Annotated in this window: 22 protein-coding genes; 8 read left to right on the top strand and 14 right to left on the bottom strand. The window is 60.0% G+C overall.

The features are described from left to right. Positions 1-52: 52 nt before the first annotated feature. A complete protein-coding gene (locus J7U39_RS07655; protein ID WP_210631198.1) occupies positions 53-1,216 on the top strand; it encodes an aminotransferase in 1,164 nt (387 codons plus the stop codon). Here J7U39_RS07655 and J7U39_RS07650 read toward each other — a convergent pair. The 4 genes from J7U39_RS07650 to hutC form a co-directional block, all read right to left on the bottom strand. Further along, complete coding sequence (locus tag J7U39_RS07650; RefSeq protein WP_210631197.1) at positions 1,193-1,732, bottom strand: flavin reductase family protein; 540 nt, start codon at positions 1,730-1,732, stop codon at positions 1,193-1,195. The two genes, J7U39_RS07655 and J7U39_RS07650, sit on opposite strands and share 24 nt — an antisense overlap. Next, positions 1,729-3,084, bottom strand: coding sequence for an LLM class flavin-dependent oxidoreductase (locus tag J7U39_RS07645; RefSeq protein ID WP_210631196.1), 1,356 nt, complete (start codon positions 3,082-3,084; stop codon positions 1,729-1,731). The genes J7U39_RS07650 and J7U39_RS07645 overlap by 4 nt, the downstream gene beginning before the upstream one ends. 115 nt (positions 3,085-3,199) lie before the next feature. After that, positions 3,200-4,129, bottom strand: a complete 930-nt coding sequence (locus tag J7U39_RS07640; RefSeq protein WP_210631195.1) for a LysR family transcriptional regulator — start codon at positions 4,127-4,129, stop codon at positions 3,200-3,202. A gap of 29 nt (positions 4,130-4,158) precedes the next feature. Beyond that, complete coding sequence (hutC, locus tag J7U39_RS07635) at positions 4,159-4,866, bottom strand: histidine utilization repressor (protein WP_210631622.1); 708 nt, start codon at positions 4,864-4,866, stop codon at positions 4,159-4,161. A gap of 229 nt (positions 4,867-5,095) precedes the next feature. Between hutC and J7U39_RS07630 the strand changes: the two genes are divergently transcribed. From J7U39_RS07630 to J7U39_RS07610, 5 genes are all read left to right on the top strand, one after another. After that, entirely contained in the window at positions 5,096-5,923 is an 828-nt protein-coding gene (locus J7U39_RS07630) for a transporter substrate-binding domain-containing protein (protein WP_210631194.1), read from the top strand. 97 nt (positions 5,924-6,020) lie between these two features. Next, a complete protein-coding gene (locus J7U39_RS07625) occupies positions 6,021-6,662 on the top strand; it encodes an amino acid ABC transporter permease (protein ID WP_210631193.1) in 642 nt (213 codons plus the stop codon). Next, positions 6,659-7,327, top strand: coding sequence for an amino acid ABC transporter permease (locus tag J7U39_RS07620; protein WP_210631192.1), 669 nt, complete (start codon positions 6,659-6,661; stop codon positions 7,325-7,327). The genes J7U39_RS07625 and J7U39_RS07620 overlap by 4 nt, the downstream gene beginning before the upstream one ends. Then, positions 7,324-8,115: an amino acid ABC transporter ATP-binding protein gene (locus J7U39_RS07615; protein WP_210631191.1), complete on the top strand. Its 792-nt coding sequence runs from the start codon at positions 7,324-7,326 to the stop codon at positions 8,113-8,115. The genes J7U39_RS07620 and J7U39_RS07615 overlap by 4 nt, the downstream gene beginning before the upstream one ends. A 192-nt stretch (positions 8,116-8,307) precedes the next feature. Next, positions 8,308-8,613 carry a flagellar basal body protein gene (locus J7U39_RS07610; protein WP_210631190.1) on the top strand — a complete coding sequence of 102 codons (306 nt, stop codon included), beginning with the start codon at positions 8,308-8,310 and terminating at the stop codon, positions 8,611-8,613. Positions 8,614-9,290: 677 nt separating this feature from the next. On the opposite strand, the gene sufA is transcribed toward J7U39_RS07610, so the two are convergent. From sufA to J7U39_RS07570, 8 genes are all read right to left on the bottom strand, one after another. Next, positions 9,291-9,683, bottom strand: coding sequence for a Fe-S cluster assembly scaffold SufA (gene sufA / locus J7U39_RS07605; RefSeq protein WP_210631189.1), 393 nt, complete (start codon positions 9,681-9,683; stop codon positions 9,291-9,293). 113 nt (positions 9,684-9,796) lie between these two features. After that, complete coding sequence (locus tag J7U39_RS07600; protein ID WP_210631188.1) at positions 9,797-10,177, bottom strand: SUF system Fe-S cluster assembly protein; 381 nt, start codon at positions 10,175-10,177, stop codon at positions 9,797-9,799. A 12-nt stretch (positions 10,178-10,189) separates the two neighbouring features. Beyond that, positions 10,190-11,431 carry a cysteine desulfurase gene (locus tag J7U39_RS07595; protein ID WP_210631187.1) on the bottom strand — a complete coding sequence of 414 codons (1,242 nt, stop codon included), beginning with the start codon at positions 11,429-11,431 and terminating at the stop codon, positions 10,190-10,192. A 13-nt stretch (positions 11,432-11,444) separates the two neighbouring features. Beyond that, positions 11,445-12,719 carry a Fe-S cluster assembly protein SufD gene (gene sufD, locus J7U39_RS07590; protein WP_210631186.1) on the bottom strand — a complete coding sequence of 425 codons (1,275 nt, stop codon included), beginning with the start codon at positions 12,717-12,719 and terminating at the stop codon, positions 11,445-11,447. A 24-nt stretch (positions 12,720-12,743) separates the two neighbouring features. Next, positions 12,744-13,499, bottom strand: coding sequence for a Fe-S cluster assembly ATPase SufC (sufC, locus tag J7U39_RS07585; RefSeq protein ID WP_210631185.1), 756 nt, complete (start codon positions 13,497-13,499; stop codon positions 12,744-12,746). A gap of 132 nt (positions 13,500-13,631) precedes the next feature. After that, a complete protein-coding gene (locus tag J7U39_RS07580) occupies positions 13,632-13,901 on the bottom strand; it encodes a hypothetical protein (protein WP_210631184.1) in 270 nt (89 codons plus the stop codon). Between the two features lies 1 nt (position 13,902). Beyond that, on the bottom strand, positions 13,903-15,372 hold the full coding sequence (gene sufB, locus J7U39_RS07575) for a Fe-S cluster assembly protein SufB (RefSeq protein WP_064705073.1): 1,470 nt from the start codon (positions 15,370-15,372) through the stop codon (positions 13,903-13,905). 162 nt (positions 15,373-15,534) lie between these two features. Further along, entirely contained in the window at positions 15,535-16,701 is a 1,167-nt protein-coding gene (locus J7U39_RS07570; RefSeq protein WP_210631183.1) for a cysteine desulfurase family protein, read from the bottom strand. A 217-nt stretch (positions 16,702-16,918) separates the two neighbouring features. Between J7U39_RS07570 and J7U39_RS07565 the strand changes: the two genes are divergently transcribed. Then, the gene (locus tag J7U39_RS07565) at positions 16,919-17,596 is read left to right on the top strand and encodes an alpha/beta hydrolase (RefSeq protein ID WP_064705075.1); all 678 of its coding nucleotides are present in this window, start codon (positions 16,919-16,921) and stop codon (positions 17,594-17,596) included. A gap of 61 nt (positions 17,597-17,657) precedes the next feature. Here J7U39_RS07565 and J7U39_RS07560 read toward each other — a convergent pair whose 3' ends face one another. Continuing rightward, complete coding sequence (locus J7U39_RS07560; RefSeq protein WP_210631182.1) at positions 17,658-18,770, bottom strand: anhydro-N-acetylmuramic acid kinase; 1,113 nt, start codon at positions 18,768-18,770, stop codon at positions 17,658-17,660. Positions 18,771-18,901: 131 nt separating this feature from the next. Between J7U39_RS07560 and tyrS the strand changes: the two genes are divergently transcribed. Continuing rightward, positions 18,902-20,158, top strand: a complete 1,257-nt coding sequence (gene tyrS / locus J7U39_RS07555) for a tyrosine--tRNA ligase (protein WP_210631181.1) — start codon at positions 18,902-18,904, stop codon at positions 20,156-20,158. A 65-nt stretch (positions 20,159-20,223) separates the two neighbouring features. On the opposite strand, the gene J7U39_RS32250 is transcribed toward tyrS, so the two are convergent. Next, positions 20,224-20,688 carry a hypothetical protein gene (locus J7U39_RS32250; protein WP_311043531.1) on the bottom strand — a complete coding sequence of 155 codons (465 nt, stop codon included), beginning with the start codon at positions 20,686-20,688 and terminating at the stop codon, positions 20,224-20,226. Between the last annotated feature and the right edge of the window lie 6 nt (positions 20,689-20,694).

Raw genomic sequence — 20,694 nt, 5'->3', positions numbered from 1 at the left:
TTGAGAAGGTAATTGGTATCGTTGTAGCAATTGCTATCAATGAGAAATCGACATGATCGCTGCAAAACCCAATTTACGTGTTTCCCGACTCTCTGCCCCGCCCATTCCTTCCGTCATTGCCTGGAGCCGCGAATATAAAGGCAACAAGGGGCCGCTCATCGATCTATCGCAAGCCGTACCCGGCTATCCCGCCCATCCGGAGATGCTTCGCCGGCTTGCCGAGGCGGCCGGACAACAGGCGATGACAGGCTACGGTCCAATCGAAGGCGAGCCCCTGTTACGCAAGGCCTATGCAGCACATCTCGCCGCGCTTTACGGCGCCGACCTTTCCGAAGGCAATATCCACATCACCGCCGGCTGCAATCAGGCGTTCATGTGCGCGGCGATCGCCCTTGCTGGCGCGGGCGATACGGTGGCTCTCACCAATCCCTTCTATTTCAATCACGATACGACGCTGTCGATGCTGGGAATCGGACGTCGATTGGTTGAGTGCGATCCTGCCAGCGGTTTTCTGCCTAACCCGAGTTCGACCGAAGCAGCACTTGCGGCCGGCGCCAAGGTGCTGGCAGTCGTCTCACCCAACAATCCGACCGGAGCGGTATATCCGCCAAGCCTGCTGCACGAGCTTTTAGTTCTTTGCCGGAAGTATGGCACCTGGCTGATCCTTGATGAAACCTATCGCGATTTCCTGGGCGAGGATTACGGCCGGCCGCACTCACTCCTGTCCGAGCCGGGTTGGGAGGACACGGTCGTCCTTCTTTACAGTTTTTCGAAATCCTTTTGCATCCCCGGCCACAGGCTGGGTGCCATCACGGCAGGACCCAAGCTCGTCGCCGAGATCGCCAAGGTGATGGACAATATGCAGATCTGCGCACCGCGCTCGGCTCAGATCGCCGTTGCATCGGCTATCCCCGCGCTTGCCGATTGGCGGGCCGGCAACCGGCTGGAAATCGCGCGCCGGGCGGATGCGTTAAAGCTGGTCTTTTCCAGCTTGCATGATTGGGAAATAGGAGCGATCGGCGCATATTTCGCCTTCGTCCGTCACCCTTTCGCCGATCGATCATCTTCAGAGATCGCCGAAAGACTCGCCAGGGAATCGGGCATCGTCTGTTTGCCCGGCGCCTATTTCGGCGAGAGACAAGAGCATTACCTCAGACTTGCCTTTGCCAATGCGGATGTTGCCTCGATAGGGCTATTGTCGGAGCGGCTCCGCTAGAACGTGGCAATCGACCTCCGCCGGAAGTTCACGATAGCCGCCGCGCCAATAGATGAGCGGCCCTATGCCTTGTCGGACTTGGATGGCGCAAATATGCCCGATCAGAATCGCATGGGAATGATGGTGGAATTCCGTTTCGAGCTTGCAGTCCAGCACGGTAAGAGCGTTTTCGAGAACGGGCGCGCCAGTCGTGAGGCGATACCATCCCGCATTACCGAAGCGTTCCACGCCCTTGCGTCCGTCGAAACCTGCAAAGGATTGCGCCACCTGCTGCTGGTCGGCCGCGAGCACGTTGACACAGAAACAGCCGTACCGCTGCAATACCGGCCACGAGGAAGATGCGCGGTTGACACTGACGATGACGGAGGGCACCTCCGCCGACAATGAAGAGACCGAGGTTGCGGTGAAGCCGGTGTGGTCTTGTCCGTCGCCGACCGTGATCACACTGACCGCACCCGCCAGATGACGCATCGAAAGCTTGAAATCTGCTTCGCTGATCAAAGCCGCTGCACTCATCGGGCCGGCGTCTGCGTTTTGGCAAAACGGTTTGCCGGCATTGAAAGACCGAGGTTTTCGCGCAAGGTCCTTCCCTCATATTCCTCGCGGAACAGACCGCGGCGGCGAAGCTCGGGCAGGACGAGCCCCACGAAATCCTCGAGGCTGGACGGCAGAGTCGGGAACATCAGGATAAAGCCATCGGCGGCCCGCGTCTCGAACCATTCCTCCATAAAGTCGGCGATCTGGGTGGGCGTACCTGTAATGCCATTTCCGGTATGCTTCTCGGCATAGTGCCGGATGAGCTCGCCGACGGTATGGCCGCTCCTGACGAAACCGACCAGTTCGTCGAACAAGGCGCGTGAACCCTTCGGCGCCGCCGGAAGCCGATCCATGGGGAAGGGCTTATCGAGCGGCACGTCGCGCAAGTCCGCTTCCAGGAATTCGGAAAGCATTAACCGGCCGACATCAGGATGCATCTTGTCGATCAGATAGTCGACCTTCGCCTTCGCCTCGGCTACCGTTTCACCGACGTTGAGAACGATGCCCGGCATGATCTTCAGGTCGTCGGCATCGCGCCCATAGGCCGGCATCCGGCTCTTGACGTTTTCGTAGAAGGCCCTGTTCCGCTCGATATTCGACGCGAGGCTGAAGACGATCTCGGCAGTGCGCGCCGCCATGTCCATTCCGGGTTCTGAACCGCCGGCCTGGGCGATGACGGGACGGCCCTGGGGCGTTCGCGCAATGTTGAGGGGTCCGCGGACCTGGAAATGCTTGCCTTTGTGATTGAGGGTGTGGTGCTTGTCCTTGTCATAATAGACACCGTTTTCGCGGTCGAGAAGCAGAGCACCTTCCTCGAAGCTGTCCCAAAGGCCGAAAACGACATCGACGAATTCGTTGCCGCGCTCATAGCGTAGCGCGTGCGGATCAAGTCCCTCGCGATTGAAGTTGTAGCCGGTTTCGTCATGGTCGGAGGTGACAACATTCCAGCAGACGCGCCCGTTGCTCAGATGGTCGATCGAGGCGAACAGGCGGGCGACATTGTATGGCTCGTAATAACTTGTCGACACCGTCGCAACGAGACCGAGATTGCTGGTCGTGACCGCCAATGCTGATAGCAGTGAGAGGGGTTCGAAGCGATTCATCTTGGTCGGAATACGGGCAAGCGCATTCGGATCACCGACGGCGGCAGCCGGAGAATCCGCCATGAACATGAAATCGAACTTGGCCGCCTCGGATCGTTTGGCGACATCGAGCAGATGGGCGAAGTCATTGGCGCCGCCGACATCGCTGGCCGGATGCAGCCACGAGGCTGGATGAAAGCCGAAAGTGTAGACGAAGGTCCCAAGTTTCATCTTGTCAGTTCGCGCCATCGAGCTCTCCCCCTTATGCATGCTGCCGATTGAAGGTGGCCGCGCAAATTATCACCAGGCGCAAATTTTCATCAACATCGCGGCGCTAAGGTCCGTTTTAGATTTTCTAAAACGTTCACTTGGAGGCTGACACCAAAGCTTGCTGACGGGAAATGGCGACGAGCCAGTCGCGGAATTCGCGGCCGCGCGGCTTTTGCAGTGCCGCGCGGTCCCAGGCGAGAAAGTAGCTTTCGCGCAGCGGAATCCGCATATCGACGGGAGTGACGAGCGTCTGCGCCTCGAGCTCATCTGATATCATCGACATCTGCGCGAGGACGACGCCACGCTTGTTGACGGCTGCATCGATCGCGCTGCTCGACAGGGTAAAGGAGAGGCCGGGCGTCGACGCGTCGAACGGTATACCGGCCATGGCCGCAAACTCCGCCCAGCTTGGGTAAGGCGTGAAGTGCCTTTCCCACTCGACATGCAGAAGCGGCTGCTCGAAGAGATCTCGGGCCGCGTGCGCGCGATCCTGCATTAGCGACGGCGAGCAGACAGGCACGACCCAATCGCGAAACAGTTCAGTATAATGGTCGTGCTGCAGGACGTCCGACCCGTAGCTTACGCGGAAATCGACATCGTCGAAACCAATCCTGGGCTCCTTGTCCCGTCCAATAATTCTCACTTGAACATCGGGGTGTAGGGCCTGCCAGTCGAAGATTCGCCTGCCGATCCATTTGTTGACGACGGAAGAAAGTGCGCTAAGGACCAGCGGCGTCTCGTTGCGTGCCCTTTCCAATAACTGCTGAGCGAACGCAAATTGCTCAAATCCCTTCGAAATCTCCTGATGATAAAGCCGGCCCCAGGCGGTCAGCTCAACGGTTCGCCCGCTCCGCTCCAGCAGCGAAACTCCAAGAAAACTTTCGATCTTGTGAATTTGCTGGCTGATTGCCCCCGGCGAGACCTTGAGCTCCAGTGCCGCAGCCGTCACGCCGCCGCAACGCCCCACCGCCTCGAAGGCTTGCAGACCCTTGAGCGGGATCGTCTTGAAGCGCTCATCGATCACTTGCAGAACCTCCCGTGGTGTGCGCCAACTCAATTTGCCATCGGATGAAACGTCCCTGCGAACTGGAACCGGTCGCCTGGATGGGTAATCTCAACATATGTCACCGTCCGGCCGTTCTGCCAGGTCTGCCGGATTAGGCTAAGGCACGCCTGGCCTCTTTTTATCTCCAGCATTCGCGCCGTCGCCGTATCGGCCGAGACGGCGCGGATGACGTGTTTGGCCTTGGACCAGGGAACTTCTGCAAGCAGCCATTTGCCGGGCGGGATCGAGGCGAAGCTCTCGTCGCGCGCACGTGGGACGGCGTCGAGCATGATGATCCGCCGTTCGATGGCATTGGGTCTGCCGTCCACGATATGCAGGCATTGAAGCCTGAGTATCTCCGCATCGGGAGCTTCCGACAGCTGTTGTGCGTCCGTTTCTCCAAGGCGTTCGACTTTACGGGTGAGAAGCTCGAAGCGGTGTTCGTGCCCGGCCAGTTCCGCTTCGGTGCTGATATCCTGAATATCCATTACCGTGCGGTCGATCTGGGGCGACGCAACAAACGAACCGGTCTTGCGCCTTCTGACGATCATGCCGCGCTCGACCAGAGCCGACAGTGCCTTGCTGACGGTCATGCGCGAGCATTGATATTCCGCGACCAGTTCATGTTCTATGGGAATACGGTCGCCGGGCCGCCAATCGCCGCTAATGATCTTCGCCTCGATATCCATGTAAATGCGCTGATAAATCGACACCAAGTCCACACCTCGTTGGGCGTCACTATCAAAGTGCCGGAGCGGTCGCGTCACGCCGGCAAAGATTGCCGCCACCCGGCACAATTTTTGCGTTCCTTGACTTTTACATTGACACTCTAGGCCAGCCTATATCTATTTGTATAGTCAAAAGCGGAGCATAAAAATCCGCGCATTGAAATCAAAATCGGGAACAAAACTCCTCCGTCGGAGGAATAAAACTGGAGAGATGATCATGAAGGCAAAGTCACTGCTGACGGGTCTGGTCGGCGCTGCGTTCCTGTTAGGAGCAGCCTTTTCCGCCCACGCAGCCGATACGCTGGCGGCCGTCAAGGCAGCCGGCACGCTCAAGGTTGGCACCGAAACGGCTTTCGCACCGTTTGACTATATCGACGCCGGTGAACATACGGGCCTGAACGTCGACCTTTTTGCCGAGATCGGCAAGGAACTTGGCGTCAAGATCGAGTGGGTGGCACTTCCCTGGGACGGCGTCTTCCCCGCGCTTGAGGCTGGCAAGTTCGATATCGTCGCAGGTCCTGCAACGATCACCAAGAAGCGCATGGAGCGCTATCGCTTCACGCCGCCGATCGCCGAAGCGACGATTGCCATCCTTAAGAAGGCCGGCGACACGACGATCAGCAAGCCGGAAGACATTGCCGGCAAGACGATTGGTGTCGGCAAGGCAACTGCCCAGCTCGACCAGCTGAAGGAATTCTCCGACACGCTGCCGACCAAAGTCGATGTGCGCGAATATCCTGCCTTCACGGAGACCTACGCCGATCTCGCAGCCGGCCGTATTGCCGGCGTTGCCAATTCGCTCCCGAACATCGCCTTTGTCGCGAGCCAGCGAAAGGGCACTTTCGAAGTTGTCCTGCCGCCTTTCGGAAAGAAGTCCTATTTCGGCTTCATCGGTCTCAAGGACGCCGATCACGCCCCGCTGATGGACGCGGTCGATGCCGCGATGCTCAAGATCAAGGCAGACGGGCGTATGGCAGAGCTGCAAAAGAAGTGGTTCGGTGCGTCTTTCGACACACCGGACGCTGTCAAGGATCCGGCATTCTAATCATTGCCGGTGAAATGCTCGCGCCCCGCCATCGGTCGGGGCGCAATTTGCCGTGCGAACAGACGTCACGGCCGCAGCACGCAGGCAAGTACCGCCCATGTCCACCAAACTTTTCGAACTTCTTCTGCAAGCTTCGATCTACACGGTCACGATCAGCGTGGTTTCGATTCTGATCGGCTTTGCGATCTCGATCATTGTTTCCGCCATGCTCCTTTCGCGGCAACGGCTTTTCATGCTGCTGGGGCAGGTTTTCATCAGCTTCTTTCGCGGCGTACCGCTGCTGGTGCAGCTGTTGCTGATCTACAACCTTCTGCCGGTGATCGGCATCAACGTGCCGAGTATCGTTGCGGCCGTCGTTGGCCTTTCGCTGTGCACGGCTGCCTATCAGGCTGAAAATCTGCGCGGCGGTTTTGCCAGCGTCCCCTCGGGCCTTGTCGAGTCCGCCGAGATGGTCGGTCTCACGCCCATGCAGATTTTCCGCCGGATCAAGGCGCCAATCGCTCTGCGGCTGACCTTTCCGGCGCTCGTCAACGAAGCGATCCTTATTTTGAAGGCTTCTTCGCTGGTCTCCGTTGTCGGGATCGTTGAGCTGACGCGCATGGCCCAGGACCTTGCCGGCAGCACCTTTCTGCCGCTCGAAATCTTCGCTTCCGCCGGTCTGATCTACCTCGCCATCAATTGGATCGTAGCGCTTGCCGGCGGTCTGATCGAGCGCTCCCTGCCGGGAGCACCGCGATGACGTTCGATATCAATGTGATTTTCAGCCATTTGCCGGAGATCGCCAGCGGTGCCTTCGTGACAATCGTTATCTGGATCGTCGCCGCTCTTGCCGCTGCCGTTCTGGGTTTCCTTGTCGCTGTCGCGCGGCGTTTTGGCGGGGTGCTCTTCGACAGGGCGTTCGGGATTGTCATCGCAGTGCTGCGCGGCACGCCCTTCCTCATTCAGATATTCCTCGTCTACTACGGCGGCCCCTTCGTTGGATTGTCGCTCAATCCGATCCCAGCAGGCGTCGTCGGCCTGTCCATCTACGGCGCGGCCTATTTCAGCGAGATATTCCGCTCGGGCTTTGCCGCCGTCCCGAAGGGGCATATCGAGGCGGGTCTATGCGTTGGGCTGACACACACGCAGATCGTCAGGCGCATATTGCTGCCTGAGATGACCATGCTGGTGCTGCCGCCTTCGCTCAACATGACGATCATCCTCATGAAGGAGACGGCCGTGTTGTCGATCATCACCGTGCCGGAACTGACGGCAACACTGAGCGCCATCGGATCGCAGCAATATGCTTTTGTCGAAGCGCTTTTTGTCCTCGCCCTCTTCTACTGGGCGCTGGTCGAAATCACCGGCTGGCTCGGTCGTCTCGCCGAAACGAAACTCACCAGATTCAGGTTTTTCAACATATGAGCGTTCCCGCGATCGCAGTCAAAAATCTAGTCAAGACGTTTGGCGATTCCACCGTGCTGAACGGTATCGATCTTGATATCGCCCAGGGACAGGTTTCCTGCGTGATCGGTCCATCAGGATCCGGCAAGAGCACGCTGCTGCGCTGCATGGCGTTTCTGGAAGAATCGACAAAGGGCACCATTGCCGTCAATGGCGAGGTGCTCGGCTTTGCGGAAAATGCGAAGGGCGTAAGGGAGCGATTGCCGGCCGCCGCAAATCGGCGGATTCGTGCCCAGATCGGCATGGTTTTTCAGCAATTCAATCTCTGGCCGCACATGACGGCGCTCGGCAACGTCAGCGAGGCGCTGAAGACGGTTCACAAGATGAACCGCAAGGACGCGGAGGAGCGGGCAATGGCCCAGCTCGCCAAAGTCGGTCTCGAGGGTCGGGCAAACCACTATCCGTCGCAACTTTCGGGAGGACAGCAGCAGCGTGTTGCTATCGCGCGGGCCCTGGCTCTCAACCCGAAGATCATGCTCTTTGACGAGCCAACCTCATCACTCGATCCCGAACTGACCGGCGAAGTGCTGAACGTCATGCGCGATCTCGCCGCCGAAGGCATGACAATGGTCGTCGTTTCCCACGAGATCGGGTTTGCCGCAACGGTCGGCCAGCAGATCATCTTTCTCGATCACGGCAAGGTGCTGTTCACCGGTCCGCCGCAAGAGGTTTTCAAGCGACCGCGAAATCCCCGCCTCGAACAGTTTCTTGATACCTACATCGATCGCGGAGCCTCGATGCTGCTGTGATGCCCCTCTTTCCGTATCCGGGAGCGGGCAAAGCCTCACGCAAGTGTCGATCACGCGTATGGCGCCGTGCCGTTTCGGAGCAAATATGATGGCATGACCACGCGCCGATAGATCTTTGCTAACGCAGCGCCTTCAGCATTCCCTAAAGCCTTGCGAGTAAAAGACGACTATCCAGTTCCGGGGAAACGGTTGATGAGCATATCGGGTATCGCAAACACTGCTCTTTCGGGCATGCAGGCACAGACGACACGGATCGGCGCGATCGCCAGCAACATCGCAAACAGCAGCACCCCTGGTTATAACAGGCTGAACACCAGCCTCACCTCTGTCGGATCAGGCGGCGTTCAGGCCATCGTCAGCCCGACAGCATCCGATGTCGATCCGGCCACGGAACTCACGGACCTGATCGAAGCCGAGCAGAGCTACAAGGCGAACGCCGCTGTCTTCGAGACCGGCGCCGACATGTGGGAAATGCTGATGAGCATCAAGCGCGACTGAACACACCGGCACTCGATCAGCAATCGCCTAACGGCCGTCCGAGAGTGGCCGCTGTTCTAAGGGGTAGCGTAATTGCGATCATCAGCTTTCGAACCGCGGCGTCGTTTAGGGACTTTCTGCGGGCCTAAACCGCCGCCCATCGAATTCAACTAATACGACGCCGTGGAAGGGAAGCCCAGCCACTACCAACTCGGAGGTTAAGCCATTGTCACAAACTGCCGATTTTCGCCGATCAACAAATCTGCAAGACACTTCCGCTTGACCGGGAGCATGGTACTTAAACTTTTCACCCTTGAATGAAATTGTCGCGCCATCGTCCGAAAATACTGGTGGCATTCTGGCGCAGCCAGAGAGCAATCCTGTGGCTAACACAGTCAACGCACCAAGGATCTTAGCAAGTTTGAGAGCAGTACGGATCATTGATTTGATTTTCTGCCATATGGCGTCTCATTAAATTCAATCAAATCGGCCTTTAGGTGGGGCCCCAAACGGTGAATCGTCGAGCGCACTTTGGCATGGTTTGGTATAAATCTACGTCCGGCAAGAATTCGAACGCTTTTCAGCAACAAGCCTCACCTTCATCCAAGCCACTGATCAAGCCCGTGATAATAAGGGTTTGACCAGCATCCGCTTTCTTGAACAGATGCTAAGGAAATTTCCCAACAGCCTGAACGGTATCACGAATGCGCCGGCTCGCTCTGGCGCTGTGCGGCGAGAGCCGCAAGATCGGCAGGTTTCAGCTCGACGGATTCGCCGCAGCCGCAGGCCGACGTCTGGTTCGGATTGGTGAAGGTGAAGCCGGAGCGCAGGGTCGTCTGCTCGAAGCCCATCTCGGTGCCGAGAAGATAGAGCACGGCTGAGGGCTCGATCCAGACCTTGGCGCCGTCGCGCTCGATCAGATCGTCCTTGGCATTCGGCTCGGTCACCAGGTCGATGGTATATTCCATCCCGGCGCAGCCGCCCTTCTTGATGCCAACGCGAACGCCCTTCGCCTCCGGGCCGGAGTTTTCGACGATCGCCTTGACGCGGGCCGCAGCCCCGTCCGTCATGCTCATCACTGCAAAGCCCATCGGCTCAATCTCCTTCCACAACCGGGGTCAAGATCCGGTGCTTCATGAATCAAATGTAATCGCGCGAGGTAAACGGATCAATACTATGGTACTGCGCCGGTACCATCTCCTGCTCAGTACCAGCCGACGGCGACCTGCGCCTCCTCGGACATGCGGTCCGGCGTCCACGGCGGATCAAAGGTCATTTCGACCTCGACGCCCGACACACCTTCGACGGCGCCGACGGCATTCTCCACCCAGCCCGGCATCTCGCCGGCGACCGGGCAGCCGGGAGCGGTCAGGGTCATCATGATCTTGACCATCCGGTCGTCCTCGATGTCGATCTTGTAGATCAGGCCGAGTTCGAAAATGTCGGCAGGGATTTCCGGGTCGTAGACGGTTTTCAGCGCGGCGATGACGTCATCACTGAGCCGCGCCAGTTCATCGGCCGGGATGCTGGAATGCACGATGCCTTCGCGCACGTCGATCTTCTGTTCGCTTTCGTCCAGGCTCATCACGGACACTCCTCAGGCAAAGAACTTGCGCGCATAATCAAGCGCATCGGCCAGCGCATCGACCTCGGCGCGGGTATTGTACATGCCGAACGATGCTCGGCATGTGGAGGTGACGCCGAAGCGTTTCAAGAGCGGCATGGCGCAATGCGTGCCGGCCCGCACTGCAATGCCCTGCCGGTCGATCACCATCGAGACGTCATGGGCATGGATGCCGGCAAGCTCGAAGGAGAAGATGCTCCCCTTGCCGGGCGCCGTCCCGAACATCCGCAGCGAATTGACCGATCTGAGGCGCTCGGCTGCGTAAGCCGCAAGATCGGCCTCATGGCGGGCGATTGCCTCGCGCCCGACCTTCTCCATATAGTCGAGCGCATAACCGAGCCCGATCGCCTGGACGATCGGCGGCGTGCCGGCTTCGAAGCGATGCGGCGGATCGTTGTAGGTGACCGCGTCCTCGGCGACTTCGAAGATCATCTCGCCGCCGCCCTGGAAGGGGCGCATCTGCGAGAGCCGCTCCTTCTTGCCGTAAAGCACGCCGATACCTGACGGGCCGTAGAGCTTGTGGCCAGTCATGACATACCAGTCGCAATCGATATCCTGCACGTCGACCGGCAGGTGCACGGCACCCTGACTGCCGTCGATCAGCACCGGGATGCCGCGTTCATGCGCGATCCGGCAGATTTCCTTGACCGGAACGATCGTGCCGAGCGCATTCGACATATGGGTAATGGCGACGAGCTTGGTGCGCTCCGTCAGGCTTTTCTCGAAATCCTCGATATGGAAGGCGCCTTCGTCATCGACCGGAACCCAGACCAGCTTCGCGCCCTGGCGCTCGCGGATGAAGTGCCAGGGCACGATGTTGGAATGGTGCTCCATGATCGTCAGGACGATCTCGTCGCCTTCGCCGATCTTCGGCATGCCCCAGCCATAGGCGACAGTATTGATCGCTTCGGTCGAATTTTTAGTGAAGACGATGTCGTTGACCGAGGGCGCGTTGAGGAAGCGACGAACCTTCTCGCGCGCTGCCTCATAGGCATCCGTCGCGACATTGGAGAGATAGTGCAGGCCGCGATGCACATTGGCATATTCATGCGCATAGGCATGCGAGATGGCGTCGATCACCGACCGCGGCTTCTGTGCCGAAGCGCCATTGTCGAGATAAACCAGCGACTTGCCGTGCACCTTCTCCGCCAGGATCGGGAAATCCCGGCGGATGGCTTCGACGTCGTACTCAGTGGCTGGCACTATCTTGTCCATGGCATTCATCCGATCAGGCGTGCTTTTCGAGCCAGGCCGAAATCACGCTTTCCAGCGCCTCGACCAGGGCCTCGTCTTCCAGTTCCTCGACGATCTCGGCGACGAAGGCGTTGACGAGCATCGCCCGCGCTTTGTTCTCCGGAATGCCGCGCGCCATCATGTAATAGAGATGATTGGCATCGATATCGGTGACCGTCGCGCCATGGCCGCATTGCACGTCGTCGGCGAAGATCTCGAGCTCCGGCTTGACCGAAAACTCGGCGTCGTCGGACATCAAGAGCGTGTTGCAGGCCATCTTGGCGTCGGTCTTCTGCGCATCGGGCGCAACCCGGATCATGCCCTGGAAGACACCCTTGGCGCGGTCGAAGACGACGTTGCGAATCACTTCGGTCGAACCGGTATGCGGGACGTCGTGGCCGAGCACCATCGTCACATCGGTATGGCTATCGGCCCCGAGCAGGTTGATGCCGCGCAGCGTCAGATCGGCGCCCTCGCCCGTCACCTTGATATTCAGTTCCTGGCGCACCAGCTTGCCGCCCGCATTGATGACGAACAGCCGGAGCTTGGCGTCGGCGCCGAGATCGATGCGGATCTGGCCAAGATGAGTATCGTCGGGACCCTGCTGCTGCAGGATGATCCAGGTCAGCTCCGTGCCCTCGCTGACTGTGATGTCACTGATATGGGACACGAAGGCGGCATCGCCCGTCACCGCACGGTGACGCTCGATGACAGTTCCCTTGACGCCGGCGCCGAAGGAAACCGGAAGACGCGTATGCGTCTGCCCGCCGGCATGGATGAACTGGATTTCCAGCGGATTTTCAAGTTCGGTTTCATCAGGCACGTCGACCACATAGCCGTCGCGCACGAAGCTGCCGTTGATCCGCCCGACCGCATCGTCGCTGCCCAACGCATCGAGCCTTTCGACGGCGGAACCGTCGATCAGCCGTTCGGAATAGGCCGACAGGCCAAGACCGTCGACGGCCGCCTTCTGATTGGCATGGCCCTGAATGACCGCCAGCACCGAGGAACCGGCAACGACCGGCTCAAGCGCGTTGGAGCCCGCATCACCCACTTGCGCCGGTACGGCACGCAGCAGATTCTTGAGGTCGGTATAGTGCCAGGCTTCGATGCGGCGCGTCGGCAGGCCGGCCTTCTTCAGATCATCGAGAAGCCGGTCACGCAGCGCCGTCACTGCACCATTGCCGGGTAGGTCGCCGATCTGCTGATTGAAGGCCTCGATCAGCGCCGTTTCGGCCGCGGTCTGGCGGCTCGTCGTCTGCATGTTCATGGACGTCGTCCTTTCCACCCGAACTCAGGCCGCTGTGCCGATGATGTCGGCGTAACCATTGGCTTCCAGCTCATGGGCCAAGGTCTTGTCGCCCGACTTGATGACCTGGCCCTTGTAGAGCACGTGGACGGTATCAGGCACGATATAGTCGAGCAGGCGCTGATAGTGGGTGATGACGACGACAGCGCGATCAGGCGAACGCAGCGCGTTGACGCCGTCGGCGACGATCTTCAGCGCGTCGATATCAAGGCCGGAATCGGTTTCGTCGAGCACGCAGAGCTTCGGCTCCAGCAGCGCCATCTGCAGGATCTCGGCGCGCTTCTTCTCGCCGCCGGAGAAGCCGACATTGAGTGGCCGCTTCAGCATTTCGGTATTGATCTGCAGCTTGGCCGCAGCTTCCTTGACGCGGCGCATGAAATCCGGCGTCGTCAGCTCGTCCTCGCCGCGCGCCTTGCGCTGCTCGTTCATCGCCACCTTGAGGAACTGCATGGTGGCGACGCCCGGGATTTCGACCGGATACTGGAAAGCGAGGAAGATGCCCTTGGCGGCGCGCTCGGATGGATCGAGCTCGAGAATGCTCTCGCCGTTATAAAGGATGTCGCCTTCGGTCACTTCATAGTCTTCGCGGCCGGACAGCACGTAGGAGAGTGTCGACTTGCCGGAGCCGTTCGGCCCCATGATCGCCGCAACTTCGCCGGCCTTCACCGTAAGGTTCAGACCACGGATGATCTCGGTGCCGTCTTCGGCGATGCGGGCATGAAGGTTTCTGATTTCAAGCATTTCGTTCTTCCTGTTCATAAAGCGGGTTCAAGTGCCGCCTGATTGACCGTTCGCACCGGCCTCGATCCGTCATCCTCGGGCCCGTCCCGAGGATCGCTTTGGGGGCGCGTCGACATGTTGTTGTACTCGGCGTTATCGCCAAAAACAGATGGCAGCGAAAACTGCGCCCGCTGCCTTTAAAATCAACCGAAGGCACTCGACAAATTCCGGGATCTCCATAGGCCGCCCGATAACCCCAATGATCTTTGCCGGTTTTTCCATGCGCTGCTGGAGAAACACGTAAGGCTGCTCCGGCGGCTTTTCCGTTTCGTACCTTTGCTCGCGGGGACGAATTTTCGCCAATATTTCCCCGCGCATATTCTCCAGACGTCCAAAAATACATTTTTTGTCCGTCTCGTTCATATCAACCGACCGAGCCTTCCAGCGAGATGCTGATCAGCTTCTGCGCCTCGACCGCAAATTCCATCGGCAGTTCCTGCAGGACTTCCTTGACGAAGCCGTTGACGATCAGCGCGATCGCCGCTTCGGTGGGGATGCCGCGCTGCAGGCAGTAGAACAGCTGGTCCTCGGAGATCTTCGAGGTCGTCGCTTCGTGCTCGAACTGCGCCGTCGAGTTTTTCGCCTCGATATAGGGCACGGTATGAGCGCCACACTTGTCGCCGATCAGCAGCGAATCGCACTGGGTGAAATTGCGCGCATTCGACGCCTTGCGGTGGGCCGAGACCTGGCCGCGATAGGTGTTGTTGGAAACGCCGGCCGCGATACCCTTGGAGACGATACGGCTCGACGTGTTCTTGCCGAGATGGATCATCTTGGTGCCGCTGTCGATCTGCTGATGGCCGTTCGACACGGCGATCGAGTAGAATTCGCCGCGGCTGTCGTCGCCGCGCAGGATGCAGGACGGATATTTCCAGGTGATCGCCGACCCGGTTTCGACCTGCGTCCAGGAAATCTTCGAGCGATTGCCACGGCAATCGCCGCGCTTGGTGACGAAGTTGTAGATGCCGCCCTTGCCTTCCTTGTCGCCCGGATACCAGTTCTGGACGGTGGAATATTTGATCTCGGCATCGTCGAGAGCCACGAGCTCGACCACGGCCGCATGCAGCTGGTTCTCATCGCGCTGCGGCGCAGTGCAGCCTTCGAGGTAGGAGACGTAGGCGCCCTCTTCCGCGATGATCAACGTGCGCTCGAACTGGCCGGTGCCCTTCTCGTTGATGCGGAAATAGGTGGAAAGCTCCATCGGGCAACGAACGCCCTTCGGCACGAAAACGAAGGAACCGTCGGTGAAGACCGCCGAATTCAGCGTCGCATAATAATTATCCGAGGTCGGCACGACGGAACCGAGATATTTGCGCACGAGATCGGGATGTTCGCGAATGGCTTCCGAGATCGACATGAAGATCACGCCGGCCTTCTTCAGCTCCGCCTTGAAGGTGGTGACGACCGAGACGCTGTCGAAAACGGCGTCGACGGCGATCTTCGGCTTCTCGACGCCGGCCAGGATCTCCTGCTCACGCAGCGGGATGCCAAGCTTCTCATAGACTTTCAAGAGCTCCGGATCGACCTCGTCGAGCGACTTCGGACCCGGCGCGCTTTTCGGCGCGGCATAATAATGGATGTCGTTGAAATCGATCTTCGGATAATTGACGCGTGCCCAGGTCGGCTCTTCCAGCGTCAGCCAGCGCCGATAGGCCTCGAGACGCCATTCCAGCATCCACTCCGGCTCCTGCTTTTTGGCCGAAATGAAGCGGATGATATCCTCGGACAGGCCCTTCGGCGCCTTGTCCATTTCGATGACGGTCTCGAAACCGTATTTGTACTGGTCCACATCGATCAGGCGCACCTGGTCGATCGTTTCCTGCACGGCAGCCATTTCGTTCTCCAATCTCGCCGGATACAAGGTCCGGCAGCTTGTAGCGTATGGGCAGTTGACTTGCCCCGGGCAAAATCCTTTGCCCTGATGTAGGAGGCCAAAAGGAACTTTTCAGCCCGATTGGCAAGCGGAAATTTGTGTTTCCGCAAGTTTATGAGGCGGTCAAGCCGCCTCGCCCGCCGACCTGCGCCGGCAGGCTATCTTCGCGAAGGCGGCAATCGCCCTATCGATATCCTCTTCCGTTGTGGAAAAGCCGAGCGAGATGCGCAGCGCCCCCAGCTTGGCGTCGCGCCCCATCGCCGTCAGCACATGGCTTTCGCCGACCTTGCCGGATGAGCAAGCAGAGCCCGCCGAAAGGGCAACGCCTTCAAGATCGAAAGCGATCTGCCCGGTCTCCGCCTTCAGGCAAGGGAGCGTGAAGAAAATCGTGTTGGCGACCCTCGGACCACCGGCGCCATGGATGATGACATCGGGCGCGGTAGCGTGCATGCCGGCTTCCAGCCTGTCGCGCAGCGCAGCAATCGCAGCGTTCCGTTCCTCAAGATCCTGAAGCACGGCTTCCGCCGCAGCTCCGAAGCCAATCAGCGCCAGCGAATTCTGTGTCCCCGACCGGTGACCCCTCTCCTGCCCGCCACCGCGGATCAACGCCTTCGGCATCAGCGCCTCGCCGCGCGCGATCAGTGCACCCGCCCCCTTCGGTCCACCGATCTTGTGAGAGGAGACGATGATGAAATCCGCGCCGATGCGCTCGATCTCGATCGGCAGACGACCGGCCGCCTGCACGGCGTCGACCACAAAGAGACCACCGTGCGCCCGCACAATCCTGGCCGCTTCTTCGACCGGCTGGACAATGCCCGTCTCGTTGTTGACGAACATGATCGCGACCATCGGGAGGCCTGTCGATGTGTCATGGGCATCGAGCAATGCGGCCAGCGCTTGCAGATCGACGATACCGGCGTCCGTCACCGGGATCTCGGTCGTGCGGTCCTTCGGGAATCGGCCTCCCTCTCGTACAGCCAGGTGCTCGACGGCGGAAAAATAGAGATGGCCGAGCTGAAGCGGCGTGCGGCCCATGCGAAAATCCGGCGTCAGCACCAAGTTGGCGGCCTCCGTCGCGCCGCTGGTGAAGATCACATTGCCCGGATCGGTGCCGGCAAGAGCGGCCACCTTGCGCCGTGCGCCTTCGATGGCGGCGCGGGCGGCGCGGCCCTCCCCATGCACGCTGTTCGGATTGCCGAATATGTCAATGGCGCGCATGATCGCCTCGCGTGCTGCGGGATGCAGCGGCGCTGTGGCGTTCCAGTCGAGATAAAGGCGTGGCGGCGCCATGATCTTCAGTCCTGCGCTTGACGAGCTTGCTTCAGCATCCGCGGTGCATTTTTCTTGAAATTTCCGCCGGGCTTGCCTTATGACACGTTCCACGAAGCGTGGATCGCCATGCAAGTTTCGAATTGTTCTAAACTGCGTTTTAGAAAAGCTGACAACGTTAGTCAAGTCATGTTGTCGTCCAACGCAGCGCGAACGCGAAATAAAACCCGGAGTACCAATGCCCGAAGTAATTTTCAACGGCCCAGCCGGCCGTCTTGAAGGCCGCTACCAGCCCTCCAAGGAAAAAAGCGCGCCCATCGCGCTTATCCTGCACCCGCATCCGCAGTTCGGCGGCACGATGAACAATCAGATCGTCTACCAGCTCTTCTACATGTTCCAGAAGCGCGGGTTCACGACGCTGCGCTTCAACTTCCGGGGCATCGGCCGCAGCCAGGGCGAATTCGATCATGGCGCCGGCGAATTGTCGGATGCCGCCTCCGCGCTCGACTGGGTGCAGAGCCTGCACCCCGATTCCAAGACCTGCTGGGTCGCCGGCTATTCCTTCGGCGCCTGGATCGGCATGCAGCTTCTGATGCGCCGGCCGGAAATCGAGGGCTTCATGTCGATCGCCCCGCAGCCGAATACCTACGACTTCTCCTTCCTGGCGCCCTGCCCCTCTTCCGGCCTGATCATCAACGGCGAGGCCGACAAGGTGGCGCCGGAAAAGGATGTCAATGGTCTGGTCGAAAAACTGAAGACCCAGAAGGGCATCCTCATCACCCATCGCACGGTCGCCAACGCCAACCACTTCTTCAACGGTCAGGTGGAGACGCTGATGAGCGAATGCGAGGATTATCTCGACCGTCGCCTCAATGGCGAGCTGGTGCCAGAGCCGGCGGCCAAGCGGATCCGCTGACCGGCAGAGCACCGACGTCTGCCACCGCCATCGTCACGACGCACTGGGGTTCTTTCGCCTGTCACGGCGTTGCCAGCACGCCGCCGCTGACGGGAGCCGCAACTCCCGTCGTGCCGGGAAAGGTCAGCGGCAGCCCGTCCAGCGAGCGTACGGCGAGATAAGCCCAGGCTTCGGCCTCCATCGCATCGCCGTCGAAGCCCGCGGCCTCGGCGCTCAACACTCTCGATCCCTCGGCCATCGCCGAGAGCTCGGCCATCAAGGTGCCGTTCAGCCGTCCGCCGCCGCAGACGATATAGGCCGAGGGACGCTCGGGCAGGAATCCGGCGGATTTGACGATCGATGCTGCGGCGACATGCGCAAGCGTCCTGGCGCCGTCTTCGAGGCTCGCCTCATCAGGCCGAAGCGGCGCGAAATCGCCGCGATCGAGCGACCGACGGATATTGCCGCGGAAGAACGGGCTGTCCAGATACCGCTCGGCCAAGGCGGGGACGACCTTGCCGCGCCCGCCGATCTCCCCGCCGGGATCATAGGGTCTGCCGGTCCGCATCTCTATCCATTGGTCGATCAGCGTATTGCCCGGGCCGCTGTCGAAGGCGGCAATCCGGCCGTCAGCGTCGATATAGGTGAGGTTGGAGATGCCGCCGATATTGACGAAGCACACCGCCTCTCCCGCCTGCTGCAGTTTTCCCGCCAGTGCTGCGTGATAGGCCGGCACCAGCGGCGCACCCTGCCCGCCTTGCACCATGTCGTTGGCACGCATGTCGTAGACCACTGATAGGCCCGTCCGGCGCGCCAATTCCCGGCCGTCGCCGATCTGGATCGTCAGCCCGTCGTCAGGACGATGCAGCACCGTCTGACCGTGAAAGCCGAGGACATCGACGGCACCGGCTGAGAGCCCGTAACGCTCCAGAAATGCCGTAACGGCAAGAGCATGCCGTCCGGTCAGCTCGAGTTCGATTTCGCGGAGTTCCGCGGGCCGCTCGCGCCGGTCGGTCAGCGGCCGCGCCAGTTCCAGCGCCCGTTTGAGCCGCCCGCGAAAATCGGCCTCATAGGGCACGCCGAGGAAGGGCCCGCGCTCGATGAAGCCGCGGCCGTCTGTCCTGATGAGCGCGACGTCGATTCCATCCATTGACGTGCCGCTCATCAGTCCGATCGCGGTTCTGACCACATCCATGAGGCTTGTCTCCCATGCGATTCCCGGATGCACTTTTGTAAAAACAGTGCTAAACGCGCCGCGACAGATCAACAACAACGAAGTTGCGTGAAGCCCGGTGGGCGCAGCGCAGGCACGAAGAGACGAAAGCCATGTCCGAGTTCAAGTCCGATTTCCTCCGCACGCTGAAAGAGCGCGGCTTCATTCATCAGGTTTCCGATGAAAGCGGCCTCGACGACCTGTTCGCGAAGGAGGTCGTGACGGCCTATGTCGGCTACGACGCAACGGCGACGAGCCTGCATATCGGTAATTTGATCTCCGCCACCATGCTCCACTGGCTGCAGGAGACCGGCCACCGGCCGATTGCGCTGATGGGCGGCGGCACCTCGATGGTCGGCGATCCCTCCTTCCGTGACGAGCAGCGCAAGCTTCTGACGCCGGAGGCGATCTCCGCCAACATCGAGGGCATCAAGAAGATATTCTCGCGCATTCTGCGCTTCGGAGACGGCCCGACCGATGCCCTCATGGTCAATAATGCCGACTGGCTGATGAAGCTCAACTATGTCGAATTCCTGCGCGATGTCGGCCGGCATTTCTCGGTCAACCGCATGCTCTCCTTCGACAGCGTCAAGCTGCGCCTCGACCGCGAGCAGTCGCTCTCCTTCCTCGAGTTCAACTACATGATCATGCAGGGCTACGACTTCGTCGAGCTCAACCGCCGCTACGGCTGCCGCCTGCAGATGGGCGGTTCGGATCAGTGGGGCAACATCATCAACGGCGTCGATCTCGGCCATCGCATGGGGACGCCGCAGCTCTACGCGCTGACGACGCCGCTTCTGACCACGAGCTCCGGCGCCAAAATGGGCAAAACCGCCTCCGGCGCCGTCTGGCTGAACGAGGATGTCTTCAGCCCCTATGATTTCTGGCAGTATTGGCGCAACACCGAGGATGCCGATGTCGGCCGCTTCCTGAAGATCTTCACCCGCCTGCCGCTCACCGAGATCGCCAGGCTCGAGGCCCTTGGCGGCGCCGAAATCAACGAGGCGAAGAAGATTCTCGCCACGGAAGCGACCGCGATCGTCCACGGTCGCGAGGCGGCCGAAGCGTCCGCCGAAACGGCCCGCACCACCTTCGAGGAAGGCCGCGTCGCCGAAAACTTGCCTTCGGTCGAGATCCCGGCCACCGAACTCGACGGCGGCATCGGCCTGCTCTCGCTGATGGTCCGCGCCGGCCTTGCCGGTTCCAACGGCGAGGCCCGCCGCCACGTCCAGGGGGGCGCAGTGCGCATCAATGACGAGGCTGTCAGCGACGAACGCCGCCTGATCGGCAGCGGCGAAATCACCTCCGACGGCGTCATCAAGCTCTCCCTCGGCAAGAAGAAGCACATCCTGATCCGCCGCGCGGCCTAGGTTGCTTCAAACCGAACGGATCTTTGAAGCCGGCGCCCCGCGCCGGCCTTTCCTTTTGAACGTGATCAGTCAGCTCGCCAGCCGTATTCCGCGTCCTTTTGTTTCGTCTCGCGAAAGAGCGATCCGGGCGGATTGACGTCCGAAGTGGGCCTTACGCGCGACCACCAGCTGATCGAGAAGATCGGCGGCGTCATCTTTGCGTCGAGGGGAACCAGCAGCACATGCTCAGAGGGGGTGCTCTTCACCGGCTTCAGCCGTCCGCCTTTTTCTGCAGAATTCGAGGCCTCGCCAACTGTCACGGCCATCATGGTGGCCGATAGGAAAGAGACCGTCCGAGCGCACTGCATGGCATCCTCCGACATTGCACCGATCGCTGTTGCAGCTGGCACCCACATTACATCAGAATTATCTAAAATAAGCAAAGCATCAATGACCAGCCTGTCGCTATAGGTCGGAATTATCCAACTGGCCGCGCACAATATCGCCTTGCGGAACATTTTCCGCCCGACGGGATTTGCGACCAGATGCATTTGGAG

The sequence above is a fragment of the Rhizobium sp. NLR16a genome, from assembly GCF_017948245.1.
Classification (GTDB): domain Bacteria; phylum Pseudomonadota; class Alphaproteobacteria; order Rhizobiales; family Rhizobiaceae; genus Rhizobium.
This window is presented reverse-complemented; position numbering and strand designations above follow the sequence as displayed.